General features: G+C 37.9%; 19 protein-coding genes and 1 tRNA gene. 12 read left to right on the forward strand and 8 right to left on the reverse strand.

The features are described 5' to 3' along the window. Positions 1-19 precede the first annotated feature (19 nt). The 3 genes from D9780_RS03080 to dat form a co-directional block, all read right to left on the reverse strand. Entirely contained in the window at positions 20-2,020 is a 2,001-nt protein-coding gene (locus D9780_RS03080) for a S9 family peptidase (protein WP_121639251.1), read from the reverse strand. Positions 2,021-2,144: 124 nt separating this feature from the next. Continuing rightward, positions 2,145-2,648, reverse strand: coding sequence for a DNA topology modulation protein (locus D9780_RS03085; RefSeq protein WP_121639252.1), 504 nt, complete (start codon positions 2,646-2,648; stop codon positions 2,145-2,147). A gap of 116 nt (positions 2,649-2,764) precedes the next feature. Then, complete coding sequence (dat, locus tag D9780_RS03090; protein WP_121639253.1) at positions 2,765-3,637, reverse strand: D-amino-acid transaminase; 873 nt, start codon at positions 3,635-3,637, stop codon at positions 2,765-2,767. Positions 3,638-3,890: 253 nt separating this feature from the next. Here dat and D9780_RS03095 point away from each other — a divergent pair. The 3 genes from D9780_RS03095 to queG all read left to right on the forward strand — a co-directional run bounded on the left by D9780_RS03095 (position 3,891) and on the right by queG (position 7,091). Then, positions 3,891-3,964 (forward strand) — tRNA-Gly (locus D9780_RS03095). A gap of 269 nt (positions 3,965-4,233) precedes the next feature. Then, positions 4,234-5,931, forward strand: a complete 1,698-nt coding sequence (locus D9780_RS03100; protein ID WP_121639254.1) for an ABC-ATPase domain-containing protein — start codon at positions 4,234-4,236, stop codon at positions 5,929-5,931. Positions 5,932-5,948: 17 nt separating this feature from the next. After that, entirely contained in the window at positions 5,949-7,091 is a 1,143-nt protein-coding gene (gene queG / locus D9780_RS03105; RefSeq protein WP_073005983.1) for a tRNA epoxyqueuosine(34) reductase QueG, read from the forward strand. Between the two features lie 137 nt (positions 7,092-7,228). Here queG and D9780_RS21580 read toward each other — a convergent pair whose 3' ends face one another. Next, a complete protein-coding gene (locus D9780_RS21580) occupies positions 7,229-7,372 on the reverse strand; it encodes a hypothetical protein (RefSeq protein WP_162985771.1) in 144 nt (47 codons plus the stop codon). 334 nt (positions 7,373-7,706) lie between these two features. Here D9780_RS21580 and D9780_RS03120 point away from each other — a divergent pair, with 334 nt between their 5' ends. Continuing rightward, positions 7,707-8,024, forward strand: a complete 318-nt coding sequence (locus D9780_RS03120) for a YolD-like family protein (RefSeq protein ID WP_121639256.1) — start codon at positions 7,707-7,709, stop codon at positions 8,022-8,024. A 33-nt stretch (positions 8,025-8,057) separates the two neighbouring features. Here D9780_RS03120 and D9780_RS03125 read toward each other — a convergent pair whose 3' ends face one another. Continuing rightward, on the reverse strand, positions 8,058-8,372 hold the full coding sequence (locus D9780_RS03125; protein ID WP_121639257.1) for a hypothetical protein: 315 nt from the start codon (positions 8,370-8,372) through the stop codon (positions 8,058-8,060). A gap of 9 nt (positions 8,373-8,381) precedes the next feature. Then, the gene (locus D9780_RS03130) at positions 8,382-8,888 is read right to left on the reverse strand and encodes a hypothetical protein (RefSeq protein ID WP_162985772.1); all 507 of its coding nucleotides are present in this window, start codon (positions 8,886-8,888) and stop codon (positions 8,382-8,384) included. Between the two features lie 130 nt (positions 8,889-9,018). Between D9780_RS03130 and D9780_RS20940 the strand changes: the two genes are divergently transcribed. The 7 genes from D9780_RS20940 to D9780_RS03165 all read left to right on the forward strand — a co-directional run bounded on the left by D9780_RS20940 (position 9,019) and on the right by D9780_RS03165 (position 19,872). Further along, positions 9,019-9,189 carry a YolD-like family protein gene (locus D9780_RS20940; protein ID WP_162985773.1) on the forward strand — a complete coding sequence of 57 codons (171 nt, stop codon included), beginning with the start codon at positions 9,019-9,021 and terminating at the stop codon, positions 9,187-9,189. A gap of 234 nt (positions 9,190-9,423) precedes the next feature. Beyond that, positions 9,424-10,275 carry an amidase domain-containing protein gene (locus D9780_RS03140; protein WP_121639260.1) on the forward strand — a complete coding sequence of 284 codons (852 nt, stop codon included), beginning with the start codon at positions 9,424-9,426 and terminating at the stop codon, positions 10,273-10,275. Positions 10,276-10,535: 260 nt separating this feature from the next. Next, positions 10,536-11,009 carry a tRNA (uridine(34)/cytosine(34)/5-carboxymethylaminomethyluridine(34)-2'-O)-methyltransferase TrmL gene (gene trmL / locus D9780_RS03145; protein WP_073005986.1) on the forward strand — a complete coding sequence of 158 codons (474 nt, stop codon included), beginning with the start codon at positions 10,536-10,538 and terminating at the stop codon, positions 11,007-11,009. Positions 11,010-11,932: 923 nt separating this feature from the next. Next, on the forward strand, positions 11,933-13,195 hold the full coding sequence (gene ltrA, locus D9780_RS03150; RefSeq protein WP_121638889.1) for a group II intron reverse transcriptase/maturase: 1,263 nt from the start codon (positions 11,933-11,935) through the stop codon (positions 13,193-13,195). Positions 13,196-13,891: 696 nt separating this feature from the next. Next, the gene (locus D9780_RS03155) at positions 13,892-16,747 is read left to right on the forward strand and encodes a 2-oxoglutarate dehydrogenase E1 component (protein WP_121639261.1); all 2,856 of its coding nucleotides are present in this window, start codon (positions 13,892-13,894) and stop codon (positions 16,745-16,747) included. Continuing rightward, on the forward strand, positions 16,740-17,990 hold the full coding sequence (gene odhB, locus D9780_RS03160; RefSeq protein WP_121639262.1) for a 2-oxoglutarate dehydrogenase complex dihydrolipoyllysine-residue succinyltransferase: 1,251 nt from the start codon (positions 16,740-16,742) through the stop codon (positions 17,988-17,990). Before D9780_RS03155 ends, odhB begins: the two co-directional genes overlap by 8 nt. Before the next feature lie 694 nt (positions 17,991-18,684). Continuing rightward, the gene (locus D9780_RS03165) at positions 18,685-19,872 is read left to right on the forward strand and encodes a NupC/NupG family nucleoside CNT transporter (RefSeq protein WP_121639263.1); all 1,188 of its coding nucleotides are present in this window, start codon (positions 18,685-18,687) and stop codon (positions 19,870-19,872) included. A 199-nt stretch (positions 19,873-20,071) separates the two neighbouring features. On the opposite strand, the gene D9780_RS03170 is transcribed toward D9780_RS03165, so the two are convergent. Beyond that, positions 20,072-21,430: an MATE family efflux transporter gene (locus D9780_RS03170; protein WP_121639264.1), complete on the reverse strand. Its 1,359-nt coding sequence runs from the start codon at positions 21,428-21,430 to the stop codon at positions 20,072-20,074. 392 nt (positions 21,431-21,822) lie between these two features. Between D9780_RS03170 and D9780_RS03175 the strand changes: the two genes are divergently transcribed. Beyond that, entirely contained in the window at positions 21,823-22,893 is a 1,071-nt protein-coding gene (locus D9780_RS03175) for an undecaprenyldiphospho-muramoylpentapeptide beta-N-acetylglucosaminyltransferase (RefSeq protein ID WP_121639265.1), read from the forward strand. A 473-nt stretch (positions 22,894-23,366) separates the two neighbouring features. Here D9780_RS03175 and D9780_RS03180 read toward each other — a convergent pair whose 3' ends face one another. Then, positions 23,367-24,338: an IS30 family transposase gene (locus tag D9780_RS03180; RefSeq protein ID WP_121639266.1), complete on the reverse strand. Its 972-nt coding sequence runs from the start codon at positions 24,336-24,338 to the stop codon at positions 23,367-23,369. Positions 24,339-24,503 lie beyond the last annotated feature (165 nt).

Here is a 24,503-nt window from a genome sequence, read left to right on the forward strand (position 1 = left end):
TATCAGCTCTCGATTCCATCTAAAGATATGTGTCAAACCATCTCAGCATATGTTGCAACCGCTCCATGCGCATGTTTGGATCACCGCTTCTGCTAAGCTCGTGATTTGCGTTAGGGAAGCGAATGAATTCTACTTCTTTTTTTAGATGTTTTAATGTAATAAATAGTTGTTCCCCTTGCTCAATGGGACAACGGTAGTCTAATTCACCATGAAGAATGAGGAGTGGTGTTTCAACATTTGCAGCGTATTTTAATGGGGAGAATTCCCATAGCTTTGTTGGATCATCTAATAGGTTTACTCCATGCTCCCATTCTGTAAAGAAAAATCCAATATCACTTACACCATAAAAACTGAGCCAATTTGATATAGAACGTTGTGTCACAGCCGCTTTAAAACGATTGGTATGCCCCACAATCCAATTTGTCATGAAACCACCATAACTTCCTCCTGTTACGCCGAGGCGCACTGTATCAATAAAGCTAAACTTTTCAATGGCGCCATCTACAGCTGTCATCACGTCACGATAATCGCCCCCACCATAATCGCCTCTACATGCGTTAACAAATGATTGTCCGTATCCATGACTTCCACGGGGGTTCGTATATAAGACGACATAGCCTTTTGCGGCTAAGAGCTGCATTTCAAAGAAAAATGCCTGCCCATACATGGCGTGAGGACCACCATGTATTTCTAGTATGGTAGGATATTTCTTTCCTTCTATAAACGCATAAGGACGTAAAACCCAACCTTGAACTTGCCAATTATCTTCTGTTTGAATAGACAATTCCTCAGGTTCTTGAAGCGCTATTTCTTTTAAGAAGGCACAGTTATGGTCTGTAAGGGCTTCTAAAGAACCATTGTCATGCAATAAATAAAATTCTCCTGGATTAGTCGGGCTGCTTATGCCGAGGATGAAGCACTGACAGTGTTTGTTATAAGCAAAACCGAAAATATGGTTATTATCCTTATATATTTCCTCTTCTTTGCCATAAATGGATGCAGCATGTAATTCCGTAGCACCTTGATTTGTTACAATAAAGAAAATCTTTGAACTATCTTCATTCCAAACTGGGCCAATTTCGGATTCACCAAGGCGTGTATCGCCAATCATTGCATCACCAATCTCTATATCCCAATCTGAACTTAGGCAACTTCTTTCTTTTGTTTTTATGTCAAACAAATAAAGTTCAGTAAGGGAAGCGCCTTTATACGCAAACTCATGTCCGAAACAGGCAATTTTACTACCATCAGGGGAAAAATGAGCATTGTGATAAATCCCTTTCCCATCTGTAAGTTTGGTTGTTTCTTTGGTGAACATTTGGAAACAGTAGAGGTCATTATTTAACTCATAATCTGCATGATCATTTAGATTAGCCGTGTATAAAAGCGTTGTGCTATCAGGTGAGATATCTTGCAAACGATAGTCGGCATCACCGTCTGTTATTTGCAGTAAGGAAGAATTATCTATTGTCAGTCTAATGATCTGTGAGCGTGTATCATCATGAAACCCTCGTGCATCTGATTTGTATTTTAAACGGTTGATCATGAATGGCTGTTTTTTCTTTGCTTCTTTTTCCTTCTTTTCTTCCTCTTTCGAAGGCTCTGTTTGATTATGTATATCATCATCGTGTTCGAGGGGGGCGGTAAAGAAAATATGTTGGCTATCTTTTGACCACATGGGATCCATAGCGCCATAGCGGAAAGTTGTTAACTGTTTTGCTTCTCCTCCATCTGTGTGGAGTAACCACAATTGCGGGCGTCCACTTCTAGTAGATTGAAAGACAGCTCGTTTTCCGTCAGGGGAAAGTCGTAGTTTACTATTTTTGGATGAGTGAAAGGTCCAAGGAGTAGTCTGTTTTTCCTTTAAATTTTGATACATCAACTGTGATTCGTACTCATTTTGTTCATTAATAGTAGTGAGAGTGTATGTGAAAGCTTGACCATCTGGTGTGAATTGTGGGTCACTGACAACGTTCAGTTGTAAGATATCTTCTGTTTGCAATGCTCGTTTATCATGCATGAAAAACACTCCTTTACGAATATGTAACCATAGTTTAAACTATTTCGATTCCCGAATCAATTAGCTAATGAAAAATAATTTGATTTTTCGTTAGATTATCATGATGATTCGTATTTCAGGGATTTTAGTTAAGTTCTTGAAGAAATTTTTGTAATTGGGATCTATTCTTGAAAATGATCTGCTGTTTATCGGGATATTTCGTTAGAAGCTCGTAGATGTGCGGAGCTTTCCGCTTATTAAATTTGCGAACCCATTGAAAGAATTCCCAATCCAGTTTTTCGGGACAGCCTGCAGCTAAGCCAGGGCGTGTTTGTTTGTGATACTGGAGGCGCCGTTTCGTAATTCCATACAAGCAACGCATGGTGGAGAAATGTAAAAAGATAATCGTGTCAGCTTCCTGCAAACGTATATCCATCGTTGCGCTGTAATTGCCGTCAATAATCCACGTGTCTTTTTCCATTAGCTTTTTGGTTTCCTCAACAAGTTTTTTTCGTTTTATCGGCACCCAGCCAGGTTGCCAAAAAATGTAGTCCATATGATAAGCGGGGATATGCAATAATTCTCTTAAATGTCTAGCTAAAGTTGATTTTCCTGAACCAGGGCTTCCAATAATCATGATTTTTTTCAAAATAAAGCCTCCCTTCTAGTGGGATGAAAACCGAGCAGTTTAACTGTGCATGGAATTTTAGTATATCCTTATGTTAGAAAAAAACGAAGCCTTGAACGACTTCGTATGATAATACATTAAGCTTGCGTAATATTATTTTCTGTAATAGCAGCATCTAATTCATAAGCTTTTTGTAGTTTTCGCGTAACTGCCCCAGGTTTTCCCTCTTGAATGTGCTGATTATCTACTCGAACGACAGGCATTACTTCCGATGTGCTACTGGATAGGAAAACTTCATCTGCCTGAAAAATAGCTTCTTTATCAAAAGCTTGCTCATGAAACGGTATGGAAAGGTCGTTAGCAAATTTTTCAACACGCATACGTACACAACCGTGTAGGATGCGGTTTGTTGCTGGATGTGTATAAATTTCTCCATTTTTAACTATGTAAATGTTGGATGAACTACATTCAGTAACAAGTTCCCCTCTGTGTAAGATAGCTTCATAGCAATTATTTTCCTTTGCTTCTTGTTTAGCAAGAACGTTCGGAAGCAAATTCAAACTTTTAATGTAACAATTTTCCCAACGAACATCTGGGGTTGTAATCGTGCAAATCCCATTCTTTAATTTTTCGCTAGGACGTGGTAAATCTTGGACATAAGCATATAAATTTGCAGGCGTATCTACTGGGAAAACGTGATCTCGAGGTGCTGATCCCCTAGTTGCCTGTAAATATACTTTTCCATCCGTAGTCATTTTATTTTTTTCTAATAATTTGAGTAACAGACGAGTGAGTTCTTCTTTCGTTATATTTAGATCAATTTTAATCGCTTCCGCTGAACGAAATAAACGATCCATATGTTCTTTTAAAAGGTAGTAGTTCCCTTTATAAATTCGGATGACCTCATAAATACCATCACCAAATTGCAACCCACGTTCCTCAAACGGGTAATGCAAGCTATCTTGGTGCGTGAAATTTTGCTGTGCTATGACGATTGGATATACAGTCATGCTTTCTCTCCTCCCTAAATCTTATGACTATTCTATAACTTCTTCCCTAAATTGTAAATATACAAATCACCTAACTACATAAAGCTATCATTGTAATACTAAAAGATTGTAACAAAAGTGGAATAAGATTGTTTTATAAAGCTAATGTAAATAATTTGTAAACTTTTTGTCGAAAAAAGTGAATTTCCCCCTTGATTTATAGCAAAGTAATTGCTATAATTATTTCTGCAGTCAAAAAAACACATTTTTTGATGCGGGTGTAGTTTAATGGTAAAACCTCAGCCTTCCAAGCTGATGACGAGGGTTCGATTCCCTTCATCCGCTCCATACATATGTCTTAACGCAGTATTTCGTATTAGTAAGGGTACGAAGTATTGCGTTTTTTACGTTGTACGATAAGAAACGATGGTGTTTCTTTCAAGCGAACGATTCATCTATGATAAAGTTAAAAGAAACTATGCAATAAACCAAGTATTTCTAATATCATTCATTGCCAAACATAAAGTAGATGTTTGTTTTACTTATAGCGTGGGAACATGTAAAATCTAACGGTAGAAAATGATGAAACTGTATGATGTATAATCGGAGGTGTATGTATGCATAACTTAATACAGCTTTTAAGAGAATTGGACGGAAAGGGTTATAAAGGGTATAAGCGTATTCAAGGCCATTATCAAGCAGATCATTATCAATTAGCGGTTGATTACGTACAAGGTGACCCGTTTGCTTCACCTTCTAAAATACGCATTATTATCCCTAGTAATGAACGGCCCATCCGATCAGCTTGGCTGCAAACCTATTCAAGAAAAGTTGCCGCAGAGGACGTATTTGCACGGTGGATAGGAAAAGCAGCCGCTAAACAATCTACGTTTATCAAAGGATCTGGCAAAAGCGGGTTGATCTTATTTGATCGTCCAGGACAAGAAAAGTTAGAGCGGACGGCTGTGCAAATAAATGCTACATCCATAACGATCTGTATTTCAATTGGTTTACCTGCTAATGGAAGAAAGATTAATGGAAAAGAAGCAGAAAAGCTATTTACACAAGTGTTACCGTCTATTATGGAACGATCTGTTTTTGCTATGAAGGATGAAACAGTGAACCAGTCTATACAACTTGCAGATCAGCAAGAGGCAATTCGTCAAAAAATGAAACAAAATGGCTGGGTAGCTTTTTTGGCGAATGGTTCTACATTGCCAAGAGAAAGCGGTATTAGTAATCGTCCATTAAAACGAGCGATACCTTTTCAAAGTCCCCCTGAAAATGAGGTCACTATCGACATTCCACATGCCAAAGAGCCAATAAAAGGTATGGCAATTAAACAAGGTATTACGTTAATTGTTGGTGGTGGCTACCATGGGAAAAGTACATTATTACAAGCCATTGAACGTGGTGTTTATAATCATGTACAAGGAGACGGTAGAGAGTATGTATTAACAGACCCTGCTGCGGTAAAAATTCGAGCTGAAGATGGTCGAAAAGTAACCGGTGTAGACATTTCCCCATTTATTAATAACTTGCCATATTGTCAAGATACGACATTTTTCTCAACGGATAATGCAAGTGGAAGTACTTCCCAAGCTGCAAATGTCATGGAAGCGTTAGAAGCGGGGGCGACTACATTACTTATTGATGAGGATACGAGCGCGACCAACTTTATGATTCGTGATCATCGTATGCAGTTACTTGTTCATGCTGACAAAGAGCCAATCACCCCATTTATTGATAAGATTCAGCAGATCCGCGATGAATTAGCCGTATCGACGATTATTGTTATGGGCGGATCGGGAGATTATTTTGCACATGCGGATACAGTAATTCGTTTAGAAAATTACATTCCTGATAATGCTACAAAGGAAGCGAAAGTAATTATAGAAAACTATCCGTTAGAAAGAAACGAAAAATTGGATGTCCCAATTCAAATAAGAGAGCAGCGCTATTTTCAACAACAGACTTTACAGACGAGAAAAGGCAAGCGTTCAAAAGTTCAAGCTAAAGGGTTGAATCATATTTTAATGGGAACAACCGATATTACTTTTTCTGAGGTGGAGCAGTTGGTAGATGCTTCACAAACAAGAATGATTGCAGAAATTCTCCAATACTTAGATCGCCAGAATAAGCTAGCCAATCAAACGCTACCCCAGCTGTTAGCTGAGGTAGAAGAACAAATGAATAAACGCGGCCTTGCTTCCTTTACCCCGTACTCGAATCAGCATCCAGGAGATTTAGCAAGGCCACGTAAGTTTGAAATTGCAGCAGTGGTTAATCGTATGCGTACAGCTGTTGTAAAGTAGCATTAGGAGGAGATGACATGGACACAGATCAACTAAAGCAGGAAATAATTGCATACAGTAAACAAATTGGGATTGATAAAATTGGTTTCGCCTCAGCTGATGTGTTTACCGAATTAAAAGAGAGGCTGCGCAGACAGCAAGAATTGGATTATCAGTCCGGCTTCGAAAAAGGGTCCATAGACGAAAGAACGGAGCCTATGCGATTATTACCAGAAGCAAAATCAATTATTTCCATTGCTTTAGCGTATCCCTCCCGCATGAAAGGTGCACCAAGAAGTACAAAGGAAGAACGACGGGGGTTATTTGCTAGAGCTTCTTGGGGCGTTGATTATCACATTGTCATGCGAGAACGATTAGAAAAGCTTGCGTCCTTCATTCAAGAAAGAGTCCCAGATGGAAAAAACAAAGTGATGGTGGACACGGGTGAACTATCTGATCGGGCTGTTGCAGAACGGGCAGGTATTGGTTTTAGTGGGAAAAACACCTCCATTATAACTCCAGAGTTTGGTTCATTTGTTTATTTAGGAGAACTCATAACAAATGTTCCGTTTACGCCAGATGAGCCTGTTGATGATAGCTGCGGATCTTGTACGAAATGTATAGATGCTTGTCCTACAGGAGCGATTGTGCAAGGTGGACAGCTAAATGCCAAGCGATGTATCGCCTTTTTAACGCAAACAAAAGATTTTTTACCAGATGAATTTCGTTCAAAAATTGGTAATCGTGTATACGGCTGTGACACATGTCAGATGGTTTGTCCAAAAAATTTAAAGATAGACTTTCATCATCATCGTGAATTTGAGCCAGAGCATGAAGTCGCTAAGCCAAAGTTAATTCCCATGTTAAAACTATCCAACCGTGAATTTAAACAGACATTCGGCCATATTTCAGGTTCGTGGCGCGGTAAAAAGCCAATTCAGCGTAATTCACTTATTGCTTTAGGACACTATAAGGACAAAACGGCTGTAGCAGACATGATAACAGTGATGAAAAATGACCCCCGACCTGTTATACGTGGAACTGCAGCTTGGTCTTTAGGGAAAATTGGCACAAAAGAAGCTTTCCAAGCTATAAGGGAAGCGATGCAAGAAGAAAAGGATGAACAGGTGCTAGTGGAAATGGAAAAAGGACTTGCTTTTGAAGATGTATATCATTCATGAATGTAGCACCTACCATGTAAAAAATGATGATGTGTCAAGCTTTCCCTCCATATACTTTCATATGGAGGGTTAAAGCTTGATTAGTTCGATAACACTAGGGTGTTTCGAGGTTAGACATGAGAACCTCCCCCAAAAAATTATATACTCATTTCGGAAATAAAGGCTAACGATGCTTGTTTATTAGCTTGTTCATCAGTATGACCATAAGTTTTGTAAATTTCTTCAGGAGTATTCCCTAACCGTTTAGCTACTGTCACTATTGAGGTTTTTTTGTTTAACAATATTGTTGCGTGCGTGTGTCTTAAACCATGTGGCGTGATACGTTATACTTTTGCCTTTTCGATCATTCTAATCAAAGCTTTATTAAAAGCTACGTGGTCATTTCTTATTTTTCCTGTTCTGGATATAAAAACAAAATCATCATCTTTTATATTTATAGCAATAATCAAGTAACTGAGCGCTACATACGTGTATTGGAGATAAAGGAAAATAGTATTTTAGCCTATTGCTTTTATCGTAAACAAGTGCGAACATTTAACATTAAAAATATTTTATCCGCTGGAAAAGTAAGAAAGAAGGTTGGGGCTTAATGGCTAATGATCGAGGTGCGATAAAATGGAATCTCTCATTATGCCTGAACACATAGAGATGCTACAGGAAATATGGGAAGAACAAAATCATAAAGAAAAGCCGATTTTGGACGAACAGCAGCAAGAGGAAATAAACACAAAATTACTAATGGCTATAGTAAATGATCTTACAGTTGAATTAAAGTATTTTGATAAGCATGATTTTTATAAAGTAAAAGGTAAGTTTAGCAGTATCAATAAGCAAAATAAATACAGAAGCATAGCTGGACAATGTTTTCCTTTTGAGTGCATTATGGATATATTAAAGAAGTTCTATATATATATCAAAACCACCTCCCCATAACTCTTTGTTATAGGAGGTGGTGAGAATTAATAATTAAACTCTTTCTAATAACTTTTCGCAGTGTTCTTTGCAAGTTCCTTGAGAATGATATCTGTTTAACAGTTCCTTTAAATCTATAAATATTTCATTTTCTTTTAAGATATTTAAAAATTTTTCAAAGTTAATTTTTCCAGTTAAATAAAATCTTCTTTCTGGGAAATACATATTAATTTTACGATTAATTTCTTTGTAGTTAATTATTCCGCTTTCTTGCATGGCGGTAGATGTTAATATCGTTTCAATAAAATCTACTTCGTCATCAGTTAAACCGTTTTCTTTCATCCATTCGCTGACAGTGAGATTATCCATAGATACCTCCTATAAAAATATGACATCCGCCCATTTAATTGCCCAACTTACAGCAATTGAAATGTTTTCAGCTGTGCCTTTACTCATCTTAGTATTTTCTTTTAGAAATACAGGTAGTTGTTCACGTACTTGCGCCGCTGCTGTATCACCCGCATTTTCAAACTTTTTTAACCAATTACCGATCTTTTTACTGTTTCTTTTTAGAGTTCTTGCTGTAGAACCGTCAATAACTTTAAAATGTTTAGCTGCATCAATAACTACGTCGCCACCAGCTCTAAGAGCGTTTGCTACTTTAATAACAGCTGTTGACTTAACTCCCATCGGGGTGACTAAACCATCATTGTTTGGTCGAGAAGATAAAGGGTAGACATTTTTTGATTGTACTGATACATTTACATTGTTCATAGTAGCTGAAGTGGAAGCATGTGCTTTTGTCGTACCCATAAATAGCCCACTCATCAGCAATACGCCGGAAGTCACTAGAAATACTGATTTTTTTAACAAACTTTTCATCATGAAACCCTCCTAAATTAATTTATTTTTTTAAATCTTATCAAAAAAGTTACCATTTCTTCATGTACATGTAAACCGTTTTTGCGAAAAATTTACATTTTTTACACATTTATTCTTTGAGGTAACGGAAAAATTGGCGGATGCATTGGAGTTTAAAAACGAGATTACAATTACTACATACAACAGAGGGCAATACGAAAAATTTACAGGAGTAATACAAAGTGCAAATGCGGAAACAAAGATGATTACATTTGATGTTGGAAAATTTATGGTAAGCGCTAATATTATTGTGGATGTAGAGTAATATAAAAGAGAAGGTTTTTGCACCTTCTCTTTTATCGATTATTAATAAAGAATAGACACCTGCCCACACTTACTTAAAAACCTCCCCCAAATAAAAAGTTTTATATGGTTGAATATACAAAGCAGATTCTTTGTATATTCTTCTCAAACGCTTATAAATCCTGGTTTTTAACTCATTTAATAGTGCTAACTAAAAACCTTTATCCATATACTTTCATATGGAGGGGATTTTTTTATGGAACAACTTAAAAGATATTGGCAAGATTTTTTTGCAATAGATCGAAATGAAAATGATTGGTGGGCAAGGAAGCAAGCATTATTCGCTGAGCGAGGTGCTGACATTATTCAAATTAAAGGAAATGGGCATGTATATAGTAAATTAAGTTATGAACAAGAGAATATTCACCAGTATCATCTACATGTCCAATATCTTATTAAGCAGCAAAAGCAACTATATTTAGAAGAGTCTGTCACTCCTTATGTGTTTAAGAAAGATCATCAAGGTAACATGCAAGCACATCGTCGCCATGACTACAAACAGGAAGATCTAGTTAAGACGGAAATGTTTAAGCAAGGCGATAGTTCTTCTTTAAATAGCAGAAGTAAATACAATCGTCAGGCTGCGGTACAATATGCAGAACGTTGGTGGAATGATTATAATCCTGCCTATCGTCAATTTCCGGTAGATTGTACGAACTATGTATCACAATGTTTATATGCGGGCGGTGCGCCAATGCATGGTGCTCCTGTTCGCGAGCGGGGATGGTGGTATCAAGATACCAATTGGAGTTTTAGTTGGGCAGTTGCACATTCATTACGCTGGTATTTAGCCGGAGCAACAAGTGGATTAAGAGGGGAAGAAATGAAAACTGCTAATCAGCTTATACCAGGTGATGTTATATGTTATGATTTTACCGGAGATGGGAGATGGGACCACAATACAATTGTAGTTGCCAAAGATGCAAATGGGATGCCACTTGTCAATGCACATACAGATAATAGTCGTAACCGTTATTGGTCGTATGAAGATTCAACAGCATGGACACCTGACATTCAATATAAGTTTTTTCGTATTCACATAGAATAACTTTCCTAGTACCCGAGCTTTAGGTAATATAACTAGAGTAATATTTTATTAGCACTGCCGTTTTTTGAACCATGAACATAAGCTGCATTTTTAATAATTTAACAGAGAGTATTTTTGTTTAGATAGTGTTTTTCGTCATAAGATCTGATTATAAGTTAATTTTTTCTAAGAAAGTTACTACGGCTTACAGATAACTTCACCAATGAAAAAAGTAATGCTATACTAAACACTGAATGAAGAAGTAAGGAGAATAGAGAATAGTGAGTTTACATGTCGTATTATATCAACCAGAAATTCCAGCTAACACTGGCAATATCGCAAGAACATGTTTAGCAACCAATGCAACACTGCATTTAATTCACCCGCTTGGGTTTTCTACAGATGATAAAATGCTACGTAGGGCAGGGTTAGACTATTGGCATGATGTAGATATCCATGAATATCCGTCTATTCAAGCTTTATATGAAGCATATCCAAAAGGAAGTTTTTATTATATTGAAAACTTTGGGACGAAGCACTATACCGATTTTGATTTTAGTGACGAGGGTGAACCGTTATTCTTTGTGTTTGGTAGGGAAACAAATGGCATACCAAAGCAATTACTAGAAGGGAAAGAAGACCGTTGTTTACGCATTCACATGGGGGATAAAGTGAGGTCATTAAACTTATCCAACACTGCGGCGATTATTATTTACGAAGCTTTAAGGCAACAAGGTTTTCCTGGGCTATTTTAATTTTGGGAAAGTCTAGCAAGGTAAAGTAGTTGCCTCCGCTGTACTTTATTGCTTCCTCAACTTCATAAATGAAAGATGCGTGTTATTCTCTACAGGTATCACTCTGAACGTTGTATTCCTATCCTTTTGGTGCAGCGCATTTTAAATGGAAAAAATTTAAATGTGTTGGCAAAAGGCATAGTAACTAGATGCTTACTATGCCTTTGCTTCAAAGATAAGAAAGATGCTATGGCGCAACCAAAGAATACGCCCCGTCCGGATCCATCGCCAGTAACGAGGCGACTTACTTCACGAATCGCCCTAAGCTAAGTCATCATCAGTTCGTTACTAAGAGCAAGGCCGACTAAAAAACGGGTATGTCGACCGAAGTCGGCATACCCCTTGTGTGTGCCAGGCATGCACACATTCTCTAGGGTTCGAGTCCCGAACCACGAAGGCAGTAGTAGTGGTTAGCCTAAGACAAGGGTGTCTGGGGTGACCCAGAATCTGAAGGAAGTCGGCGGCAAATCTCCGCCCTTAGGAACACGAACTTCATAGAAGGCTAGGTGTACTTGGATGAGACTGCACAACAAGTCAAAGTCCTTACTGCCAAAGGGTACACAGAGTAAATGAAGTGGGGATATGGAGAGGAAGAATGTGTGCTTACCCCGGGAGATCTGACAGAAAAGCGGTGCACACGCCGTAACCGAACATGTAAGTGTTCGCTGAACTGTCAGAAGTCAGCCGAAGCCGTAGTACTAGATATTTCTAGGAAGGGCTGAATCATTGAAGAAGAATGGTCGCTTCGGAGTACGCAATACTTGATGAAGCAGAAACAAGAAAACCTTCCTAGTGAAGGAAGCGGTGAATCCCGTGGGGGACACTAGAAGGGCTGAGAGAAATTGCCACACAAGAAGAAAGAGCCATTCACGTAGGAGTTAGATATCATGTTGGAAAGCATTCTATCACGAGAAAACTTAATATGTGCACTGAAACGTGTCGAACGTAACAAAGGAAGCCACGGTGTGGATGAAATGCCCGTACAAAACCTACGAGCGCATCTCATGGAACACTGGGCTTCCGTTCGAGAACAACTCGAATCAGGTACCTACTATCCTCAACCCGTTCGCCGTGTCGAAATCCCGAAACCAAACGGCGGAGTGAGGAAGCTAGGAATTCCTACCGTGCTAGACCGTTTCATCCAACAAGCAATCGCACAAGTTCTAACAACCATCTATGACGCAACATTTTCTGAACATAGTTATGGTTTTCGCCCAAACAGACGAGGACATGACGCGGTTAGGAAAGCGAGAAGCTATATGAAAGATGGCTATCGCTGGGTTATAGACATGGATTTAGAGAAATTCTTTGATAAAGTACATCACGACCGATTAATGAGGAAACTGAGCCAAAAGGTCAAAGATCCGAGAGTACTTAAACTTATACGTAGGTATCTCCAAGCTGGCATTATGGAGGACGGAATCGTTCAACCAAACACAGAAGGAGCCCCTCAAGGCGGACCATTAAGTCCGTTGCTATCCAACATCGTTTTAGATGAGCTAGATAAAGAATTAGAGCGAAGGGGGCTCCATTTCGTCCGTTATGCGGACGACTGTAACATATATGTTCAATCGAGGAGAGCGGGATCGCGAGTGATGAAAAGTATCACTACATTTATCGAAGGAAAACTCAAATTAAAAGTAAATGAACAGAAAAGTGCAGTAGACCGCCCATGGAAGCGTAAATTCCTAGGATTTTCTTTCACATTCCATAAAGAGAACCCAAAGATTCGGGTTTCTAAAGAAAGTATCAAACGCTTTAAACAGCGTGTCAGAGAACTAACCTCAAGAAAGAAGTCTATGAATATGCAGGATAGAATCGCAAAGCTAAATCGATACTTAGTAGGTTGGCTAGGCTACTATCAGCTAGCAGAGACGCCCTCTATATTTGAAGTTTTGGATAGCTGGATTCGAAGAAGGATGCGAATGATACGCTGGAAAGAATGGAAGAAAGTCAAAACAAAATACAAGAATTTAATAAAACTTGGAATTAGTAAAGGAAAAGCATGGGAGTGGGCAAACACGAGAAAGGCTTATTGGCGTATAGCTAAAAGTCCGATCTTACATAGAGCATTAGGTGATCGATACTGGTCAAACCTAGGCTTAAAGAGTCTACATAAACGATATCAAACGATGCGTTGGACTTAAATGAAACCGCCGTATACGGAACCGTACGTACGGTGGTGTGAGAGGTCGGGGGTTAGTCGCCCCCTCCTACTCGATTTTAGTGGCATAATCCTTAAATCTTTCGTTGATTTGCTTCATTCACTACGTTGATAAACGGACGCACGCCCCGCGCCTATGTTCAAGTAGAGGCTTTCTTATAAACCTGCAATAGGAATGTTATGTCCTTTGTTGTTTTCTCGGCATACCTGGTTTTGATTCGTACCCCGCAGTGAAGCAAGAAGTTATAAATACAATAGCTACCCCTAATATTAATGCTAATTTCATCTTGTCATCCTCCTTTTGTTACAGACAGTATAATTTCTAGTGATTCTATTATAACGAATGATTAGTGAAAATGAAACAACATGTATCGTAAACGAATATTTTTCTCCATTTAACCTTGCTTATAAAATGTACGTTTGTGAAGGTAGCAAATGAATGAATTTTGAAATATAAATAGAATGAACAACGGTTAAATTTGTATAGTAAAAATATATTGCTTTTATTAAAGGAATCATTAGAAAATTTAAATTATATAAAACGTTCGAGCAGGCTGTTGTTTCCGCTAACAAAATAGGGTATATTAGTTGAAGTAATGGGTACTCAGTTCTATAATGAACAGTGAATAATGTATACCGTTTCATACGGATAACGTAACTTTTAATGGGGGTATAGAAGGTGGCACAATATGAAGAATCCAATGAGCGATTCTGGTCAGAATTTCATGGTCCTAACATGGGGTATGTAGAAGAACAATATGATTTATACAAAGCGGATCCAGAGGCAGTAGATCCATCCATTAAAAAGATGTTCGATGAGCATGGAGCCCCTCAATGGTTATCCCAAGCAGGTGTTTCAACTGTAGCAGAAACTCAAGCTGCATCCATAGACGATGTGAAGAAACTTACCTCAGCAATGAAACTTGTTGAGGCTATTCGACGTTTTGGGCATCTCGTGGCAGATATTTATCCAGTTGGAAGAAGTGAACGAACGTCTAACTTAGTAGATGCAGAAAGCTATGGATTGACACAAGAAGACTTAATGAGCATTCCAGCTTCTTGGTTATGGGAAAAAGCTCCTAGCCATGTAAAAAATGGATTAGATGTAGTAAAAGAATTGAAAAAGTATTATTCTGGCACAATTGCGTTTGAATTTGATCATGTAAATAACGAAGAAGAACGCAATTGGTTAATGGATCTAATTGAAACTGGTAAGGCGAGGCTTAATCTACCAAATGACGAGAGAATTCAGTTGCTTGACCGACTTGCTCAAGTAGAAGGCTTTGAAGGATTTTTACAAAAAACCTTTGTTGGTCAAAAGCGTTTTTCCATTGAAGGCTTAGAAGTCATGGTCCCTATGCTTGATCAGATTGTAAAAAATGCAAGCGCGGACAAAGTAGAGAATATTATGATGGGGATGGCTCATCGTGGTCGCCTTGCTGTTTTAGCACATATTCTTGGAAAACCTTATGATAAAATTTTCTCAGAGTTTCACCATTCGCCAAATAAAGAACTGATACCTTCTGAAGGTTCAACCGGCATTAATTATGGCTGGACAGGTGACGTGAAATATCATTTCGGTGCAACAAAGGAACCAGATGTGAAAGAGGGAACGACACGGATTCGTTTAGCACACAACCCTTCACATTTAGAATTTGTTAACCCGGTTGTCAAAGGCTTTGCACGTGCAGCACAAGATTATCGTTATGAAAAAGGTTATCCTAAGCAGGATGTAAATAAAGCAATCCCTGTATTAATTCATGGAGATGCGGCGTTTATCGGCGAAGGTGTGGTTGCAGAGACTTTAAATCTAAGTGGTTTGCCAGGCTATACGACTGGTGGTTCCTTGCATATTATTGCTAATAATTTACTCGGATACACTACCGATCAAGAAGACGGTCGTTCTACTCGATATGCAAGTGATCTCGCAAAAGGTTTTGAAATTCCCATTATCCATGTGAATGCAGACGATCCAATTGCGTGTATTTCAGCTATTCAAATTGCTTACGAGTATCGCCAGAAATTCCATAAAGATTTTCTGATTGATTTAGTTGGTTATCGCCGCTATGGTCACAATGAAATGGACGAACCAAGAATGACTCAGCCAGATTTGTATAGTCTAATTGATAATCACCCTTCCGTTTCACAAGTTTTTGCAAATGACTTGGAACAAAAAGGGATTATTAACGATGGACAATTGGAAGAAATGAAGCAAAATACAGAGTCCAAGTTGCGGGACATTTATAATAATATGAAAGAGAATGAAACAGGAGATTGCGAACCAAAACCAATGCCAAAAGCTTTGAAAAATGGTTTGGATCAGTTTGAAACAGCTATTGATTTAGAAACGTTACAATCCCTAAATAAAGGGATGTTGAAACGACCTGAAGGTTTTAACAGCAACAGAAAACTAGAACGTATTTTAAAACGACGTGAGAATGCGCTTAATGATGGGGAAAAAGCGGATTGGGGAACTGGAGAAGCTTTAGCATATGCTTCTATTTTACGAGACGGCATCCCAATTCGACTAACCGGACAAGATTCAGAAAGAGGAACTTTTGCGCATCGTCATCTTGTGTTACACGATGTGGAAACAAATGAAAAAGTTAGTCCCTTGCATATTATAGATGAAGCAAAAGCTTCTTTTGACATTCGGAACAGCCCGTTGTCTGAAGCAGGTGTGCTAGGGTACGAATACGGGTATAGTGTTGAAGCAACAAATACACTTGTTATTTGGGAAGCGCAATTTGGAGATTTTGCTAACGCGGCTCAAGTTGTATTTGATCAATTTATTTCTTCTTCTCGGGCGAAGTGGGGCGAAAAATCCAATATGGTTATGTTGCTTCCACACGGGTATGAAGGTCAAGGGCCAGAACATTCTAGTGCTCGCTTGGAACGCTTTTTACAAATGGCTGCAGAGAATAACTGGATTGTAGCATATGTTACTTCATCTGCTCAATTTTTCCATTTAATTCGCCGTCAAGCTGCATTGCGTAATCGTGAAGAGGCTAGACCGTTAATCATAATGACGCCTAAAAGTAGTTTAATACGAAATGAGCGAATGGCTTCATCAGCAGAAGAGTTTACAAATGGTAAGTTCCTAGCGTTACGAGATCAACCTAACTTAAAAGTAAGCAAGAAAAATGCGAAACGCTTACTTCTAGGTAGTGGAAAGATAATGGTAGATATTGAAGAAGAAATAGCACATTCAGAAGAAAAATTTGATTGGTTGCGAGCACTCAGGGTAGAACAAATATATCCGTTTCCTAAAGAACAATTAGCGAGCGAAATAAAGCAGTTGCCAAATTTAGAGGAAATTGTATGGGTCCAAGAAGAGCCGAAAAACATGGGGTCTTGGGACTTTGTTGACGATTATTTAAGAGATTTGCTACAAGACGGGCAGAAGTTGCGCTATATTGGTCGTCCAGACCGTTCGTCTCCAGCAGTAGGCGAGCCAAATGTGCATAAAACAGAACAGAAGCAGATTATTCAGGAAGCAATAGCCCCATCACAAGGAGGAGATTCTAATGAATGAAATAAAAGTACCAGAGCTAGCTGAATCTATTACAGAAGGAACCATTGCGGAATGGTTAGTGAAGCAAGGGGATAAAGTAGAAAAAGGCGATCCAGTTGTTGAGTTAGAAACAGATAAAGTGAATGTGGAAGTAAACTCTGAATATTCTGGTGTAATTACTGAAATAATTCAAGTCGAAGGCGATGATGTAGAAGTTGGCGACATCATTGCAAAAATTGACGAAAATGCAGAAGCAGGAAATGCAAATACTGAATCTGCTCAAGGTCAAGCTGATGCAAAAGAAGAAAAGCAGACAGAAGCGTCTCCAAAACAAGACATGAAGGAAGAAGTAAGAGAAGAGACCCAAACAAGTGGTGACGTAATCGCTTCACCAGCTGCTAGAAAGCGTGCTAGGGAGCTAGGTATTGATCTAAGTAAGGTGAGCCCACGCGACCCATTAGGCCGCATTCGTCCAGAAGATGTGGAAGATGCTGCGAAGGGTACAGCAAAATCAAGCAAGCAAAAAGAAGAGAAGAAGCCTGTTGAGAAAACAGAGTTTGATAAACCGGTTGAACGAGTAAAAATGTCCCGTCGCCGTCAAACTATTGCTAAACGTCTAGTTGAAGTACAACAAGAAGCTGCTATGCTTACAACGTTTAATGAAGTAGATTTAACCAATGTTATGAAACTACGTAGTGAACGTAAAGAGAAGTTTATTGAAAAGCATGGTGTGAAGTTAGGCTTCATGTCTTTCTTTACAAAAGCTGTCGTTGGTGCATTAAAAGATTTTCCATTGCTTAATGCAGAAATTCAAGGTAATGAAATAGTAATGAAGAAATTCTATGATATTGGTATTGCAGTATCTACAGAAGATGGTTTAGTAGTTCCTGTAGTACGAGATGCTGATCGTCTCGATTTTGCAGGAGTGGAAAAAGAAATTGGTAACTTAGGTAAGAAAGCGCGTGATAAGAAGCTAGAAATGAGTGACTTACAAGGTGGTTCATTTACGATTACAAACGGTGGAACATTTGGTTCTATGCTTTCCACACCAATACTAAATGCACCTCAAGTAGGAATTTTAGGAATGCATAATATTCAAAAACGTGCCGTTGTAATGCCAGATGATAGTATTGAAGTACGTCCAATGATGTATTTAGCGCTATCCTATGATCACCGTATTGTAGATGGCAAAGAGGCGGTACAATTCCTTGTTCGTGTTAAACAATTATTAGAAGATCCTTACGATTTATTATTAGAAGGATAATGGAAACTAAATCATACCCCTGTTTCTTTATGAAACGGGGGTTTTCTAGGTGGTCTAGAGAATTATAAAATTTGCAGCTGTGGATAAACTTACTAAGTTATTTAGTCATGTCCGGATCCAGCACCCAGCAACTAGGCGACTTCACGAATCGCCCTACGATAAGTCATCATTGGTTCGTCAACACTGTCTCACCATGATTCCTTTATCCCAGTCGCTTCGTTCCACTCGCTACGTTGCTAACCGGGCGCCCCGAGCCTTTGTCCTTTTCGAAATCCTTATAAGTAAAGGGGTTAAAAATTAAAGATATTACGTAAGCAGGAAATAGAGATGTAAATGCTAGTCTAGTATTTCGTTATTACCTTTTGCGAACAAACGAGCTTTAAGATGAGATGAAAAACTAATTTTTAATGGAAGCATTACTTTGTAAAGCTGTTTACCCGTTGATGAGTTAAATGAAATATAAGGTTAACAATTAGGCTAATCAGGGAAAATATTTGCATAGAAATAATAGCTAATAAGTTTTGTTATAGAGATGACGCTAATTTTGCTAATTGCTGTCGGATTTTCAATAAATACATATAAAAATGGGTGATTTGACAGAAAAAACAATCACTTGCATGACGTCAGACAACTTGTTAAAATGGATTTAAAAGAAGTTATGAAAACAGTTACAAAATAAGGGAGGAAAAACACCTTGCATATTTTACTAGGTTTATTAGCCGTTGTCGTTGTACTTGGGTTAGCATTTTTAATGTCGAATGATAAGAAAAATGTTAATTATAAAGCAATTGGAATTATGTTGATTTTTCAAATTTTAATTACACTGTTTATGTTTGAAACGGGTGTTGGACAATGGGTTATTAAAAAGATTTCAGAGGGATTCAATAAATTAATTGAATTTGGTAATGTGGGAATCAGTTTTGTTGTAGGAGGATTTGAACTACAAGAGGGTGGCGTCTTTTTCTTTAACGTTCTACTTTTAATCGTCTTCTTTGCTACCTTGCTTTCTGTTCTAACATATTTGAAAATTTTGCCACCAATTATTAAATATTTAGGTTGGTTAATTTCTAAAGTTACTGGACTGCCTAGAGTAGAATCGTTTAATGCGGTAAATAGTATCTTTTTCGGGCAATCTGAAGCCTTGATTGCAATCCGGTCTCAATTTCATCATTTAAATGCTAATCGGCTCTATATTGTAAGTGCTTCCGCGATGGGATCTGTTTCAGCATCCATTGTTGGTGCATATTTACAAATGCTTCCACCACAATACGTGCTAGTCGCACTTCCGTTAAATATGTTCAGTGCTTTAATGATTGCTTCTGTTATTGCACCGGTCAATGTACCAAAAGAAGAAGACGTTGTAGACATAAAAAACGTTAGTAAAGAGAAAAGTATTTTTGAAGCAATGGGAAATGGTGCGTTAGAAGGTGGAAAAATTGCCCTTATTGTTGCAGCTATGCTAATTGCTTTTATTGCTTCCCTTGAGTTAGTGAACTGGCTTATTCAATTGATCTTCGCTGGTGTAACATTACAAGAAATACTAGGTTATATATTATATCCTATTGGTTTATTGATGGGAATTTCTCCTGGTGAAGTTATTCAAGCAGGTTCTATTATGGGTACGAAAATTGTGACAAATGAATTTGTCGCTATGCTGCAATTTCAACAAGCGATGGGGGATATGTCGGAAAAAACAATCGGTATTGTTACGGTATTTCTAACCAGCTTTGCTAACTTCTCTTCTATTGGTATTATTGCTGGTACTGTAAAAGGAATTGATGAAGAAAAAGCTGTTAGCGTGTCTCGTTTTGGAATGAAACTTTTAATTGGAGCAACACTAGCCTCTATTTTATCCGCTTCTGTTGTAGGAATGTTTTTATAAAATAGAAGTTTACTACACCTGCAGTTTTGTTATTAAAAACTGTCCTAAGCTTTATTGCTAGGACAGTTTTTTTGTACTATTAATAAGATATTAAAGGTATAAACAAGAGGACGGCTTTCGTCATAAAATTTAGCAATAAGCCAAGTCTTTTGCTAAACAAGGAAAGAGCATCCCGAGTTACAAGTTAGCAAAAGAAAATTTACGCATGCATTTTTTTCTTACACTTACGCTGTAAATACAATAAGCGTGTTAATAATGCTATAGCTCCGCATGATAGTCCAGTAATAATTCCGACCCAATAACCAAAAGGTTCTAAAGCAGTGTAATTCGCTAGCAGCCAACCAACAGGTAAGCCAATTACCCAGTAGGAAATGAAAGCGATCACTAATGTAGCGTTCACATCTTTGTATCCTCGAAGCGCTCCTTGAATAGGCGCACCGAAGGCATCAGCTAGTTGATAGAAAATAGCGTAAATCAGAAAATGCTTGGTCAAATGAACTACTTCTGGATTAGAGTTATAAAGTAGAGCTACCCCATCTTTCGTAAAATAGAGCACCAAGCCAGCAAATAATGCGATGAAAATTCCACCGCTTATTCCAATATACCCATATATACGCGCTTGATCGAAACGCTTAGCTCCAACTTCAAAGCCAATTGCAATTGTTAATGCCATACCAACGCTAAGAGGAATCATATATAAAAGAGAAGCAAAGTTCATGGCTGCTTGATGAGCTGCAATGGTATACGTGCTGTATGCGCTCATTAATAAAGTGACGGCAGAAAAAATGCTCGTTTCAAAAAACATCGCAGCTCCAATAGGCACGCCAATTTTTAATTGTCCCCACCATGCTTTAAACGATGGTTTAATCCAATAAGATAAAATAGAAAATTTGCGAAATGGATACAGTCGATGAATAACAACGAACGTTATAAAACAAATAAGCCAATAAGTGATTGATGTAGCGATTCCCGCACCGATACCGCCATAAGTAGGTATACCAAATTTACCAAAAATAAACATGTAGTTAAAGATTAGGTTTAATGGTAAGGACAGTAGGATGATAAACATAGAGATTCTGGTTTGACCAAGCGCGTCGATAAAGCTTCGTAATGTATTAAAAATAAACAACGGAATAATACCTGTACTGAGTGCTACTAAATAAAATTTTGCTATGTGTTCAACGTCGTTTTCAAGATCCATTAATTGCAAGATGGGGTCAAGAAGTATGGTTCCAAATAGAAAGACGAAAAGGGCAAGTGTAACAGAAAGGTATAATGCTTGCTTCACTTTCTTACTAATTTGTTCTTCTGATTTTGCTCCTAATAATTGGGCAATAATGGGAGTAATAGCTAATAATATGCCATTAACTCCTGTGAAAATAGGGACCCATAAACTGGAACCGATTGCTACCCCAGCTAAATCTGCTGCACTTGCGCGACCAGACATCATCGTATCAAAAATATTCATTACATACATACTTACTTGAGTAATTAAAATGGGGATAACAATCGTAATAAATAAGGTTAATTTTTCGCTTAAACTTGTTGTACGATACATATAATTCTCTTCCTTTTTTATGTGATTTTTATTAGGATAGAAGAGGACGTAAATTTTTCTTCCAAGGTTTTATTTATATGATAGGAAAGCGCAAAAATTTTAGGCTCTATCGTATAGGCATAACGAAGCTGTTGTCTCGCCATAAAAACTTGGCAATAGCCCAGTTTTTATGAAAAAGACCATGAGAAAAGGCGATTTCGTATAAACTTAAAACGGGCTTGCCTTAGTGCCTAGGCGTCCCCCTGTTTTAGTGGTAGGCTTCCTAAAACTTTTGTTGATTCGCTCCAGTCGCTATGTTGCAAACCGGGCGCCCTGAGCCTTTGTTAAACACACATATATAAGAGACATTATAACGCTTTATGAATGACTTGGAAAGGAAGGATATTCATCTTATGACACATAAACGTATTTTATTCACTGGTGGGGGAACCGCTGGGCATGTCATCGTCAACCTAGCTTTAATTCCGTATTATCAGGAGAAAGGCTGGGAAGTTGATTATATTGGTTCAAAAACGGGTATTGAACGTAAGCTTATTGAAAAGCTGAACGGGGTGACTTATCACCCTATTTCTACGGGGAAGCTACGACGTTATGCTTCGGTTGAAAATATAAAAGACCCATTTAAAGTTTTAAAAGGGACGTGGCAAGCAGTAAGAATTATAAGGAAACAAAAGCCAAAGGTCATTTTTTCCAAAGGAGGGTTTGTATCTGTACCAGTTTTATTAGCAGCAAAATTAACAAATGTTCCAGCGGTTATTCACGAATCTGATTATACACCAGGCTTAGCAAATAAAATTGCTATGCCGTTTGCGAAAAAGGTATTGGCGACATTTCCAGAAACAATGAAGTATTTACCAGAAAAAAAATCAGAGTATGTCGGAGCAGTTATTCGAGATGAACTTTTTCAAGGAGAAAAGGAACGTGGGCGCACTATAGCTGGTTTAAATAGCCAGAAACCAGTGCTTCTTATTATGGGAGGTAGTGGTGGTTCACAAAAGATTAATGAAACAGTTCGTCAAAGTTTACCAGAATTACTTTCTACTTTTCAGATTATCCATATTTGCGGAGAGGGAAAGATAGATCGTAGCATTAATAAACTAGGATACACGCAATTTGAATATGTGCATGATGAATTAAAAGATATATTTGCAGCAAGTGATTTTATTTTATCGAGAGCTGGTTCGAATGCAATATTTGAATTTCTAGCTTTACGTAAACCGATGTTACTTATTCCTTTATCACGACAAGCGAGCCGTGGTGATCAAATAATTAATGCCAAATCCTTTGCAGAAAAAAGGTATGCTCGTGTATTGGAAGAAGAATCTTTAACAGAAGAAACATTAGTGAAAGAACTTGATTTATTAAGAGAACATGCACCAATTATGATAGATACCATGAAGCAATATCAAACAGAGCAGTCCCGTGAAAGAGTATTAGCTATTTTAGAAGAAGTGGGCAAATAAGAAATTTTAAAAATTATATTGACTTTCAATATATATCCATCTATAATTAGTTAAAACTGGAAGGGAGGTCACAATGATGAAAAAACAATTATTTCAAACAACAAACCAATATACGTATTATTTTGTGGCCTCAAGCGGAGTCTGTTTAACAATCAACTTATAGACTTATTCTCGAAAAAAGGTCACGTCTATCTGTGACCTTTTTATGTGGAAAAGTGTTTGTATGCTTTTCAAAAATGCGCATTCGTCATAGATGAATGCGCATTTTTTTGTTCGGAAAGTATCAAAATTTTACGTTTTTATAGTATATGTAAAACAATAGCCATTGCTTAAAAATTAAAATAAGCTAAATTTTTTTAATGCTATAAAAACTACTGTAAGTTTTGTGTAGGGAAATTTGCTTGAGGTAATGTTCTAAAAGTCTTGGAAAGAAAAGAGGAGTATTATGTTTCGTGTTTTTAAAATTTGATTTGTCAAATTAAGCGAGACAACATGTTTTGATCAAATTCTTTATCGACATGGGACATGAAACACTCCATCGGTGTTTTGTAACCTAATGATTTTCTTGGAATATTGTTTCTTCTAAGTGCTACTTCAGAAATATACGTTTGGGTTATGGGGTTGAAATCCATATCCTTTGGTAGCCCATTTCTTCGAAGCAGACCGTTGGAATGTTCATTCAATCCTCTTTGTGAAGGGGTTCCAGGATCTGCAAAATAAATATCAATATCTTGCTTATTACTGATAGATTTCCAATTAGAAAACTCTTTACCACAGTCGAAAATAATCGATTTAAACAAGTGTTTCGGCAGTGGAGCGAGCCAGTCATTAAGCGATGATTCAACATTAGCAGCTCTTCTTCCCTCTGGCTTAATGGCAATGATACATTTTGTTAATCGCTCAACCAATGTGATGACAGCACTTTTATGGTGGCGACCAACAATCGTGTCTCCTTCTAGGTGACCAAATTCTTTCTTGTAGTTCGGATGGTCATTGTCTCGGTCTTGAATGCCGCGTCTAAAGCTTTGTTTCCCTCTTTTTTCTTTATAGCCATTTGGATTGCGTTTGCCTTGCATAGGTAAAGTATTTACATCAAATTCGCCTTTTTTAAACTTACGGTAAAGCGTACGCATGCTACAGGAAATAGGTCTTTCATTCCGACCGATGATGACATCAGGCGTCCAACCGTCACGGGCTTTTTCTTCAATGTAGGCTCTTTCTTCATCTGTTAACTGCGTTCTTTTTCGACCACATTTAGCTTTGTTCGCTTGATAGTTCAAATGAATGTCTATCGCAGTTAGACCGTTTTTCAATTCGCGAATCACACGATATATAGTTTCATGACCACGCTTTAATTTTTCAGCAATTTTTCGACCTGATAGACCAAATTCAAGATATTCCTCTATGAATATGATCTCTGTTTTGGTAAGATGGGTATAGGACATGTCAGATACACTCTCCTTAACTTTGGTAGGTTTTGATTGAGTATATCATGGCATGTCTTTTTTGTATTGCATCTCTTTGAAGTCACAATATCACACTAACCACAGCTTTAGCTGCCTGCCCTTGACCGCCGTGCCCATTCTTAGTAATCGCTGGAAGGGGTCGGG

Source organism: Virgibacillus sp. Bac330, assembly GCF_003667845.1.
GTDB lineage: Bacteria > Bacillota > Bacilli > Bacillales > Amphibacillaceae > Virgibacillus > Virgibacillus chiguensis.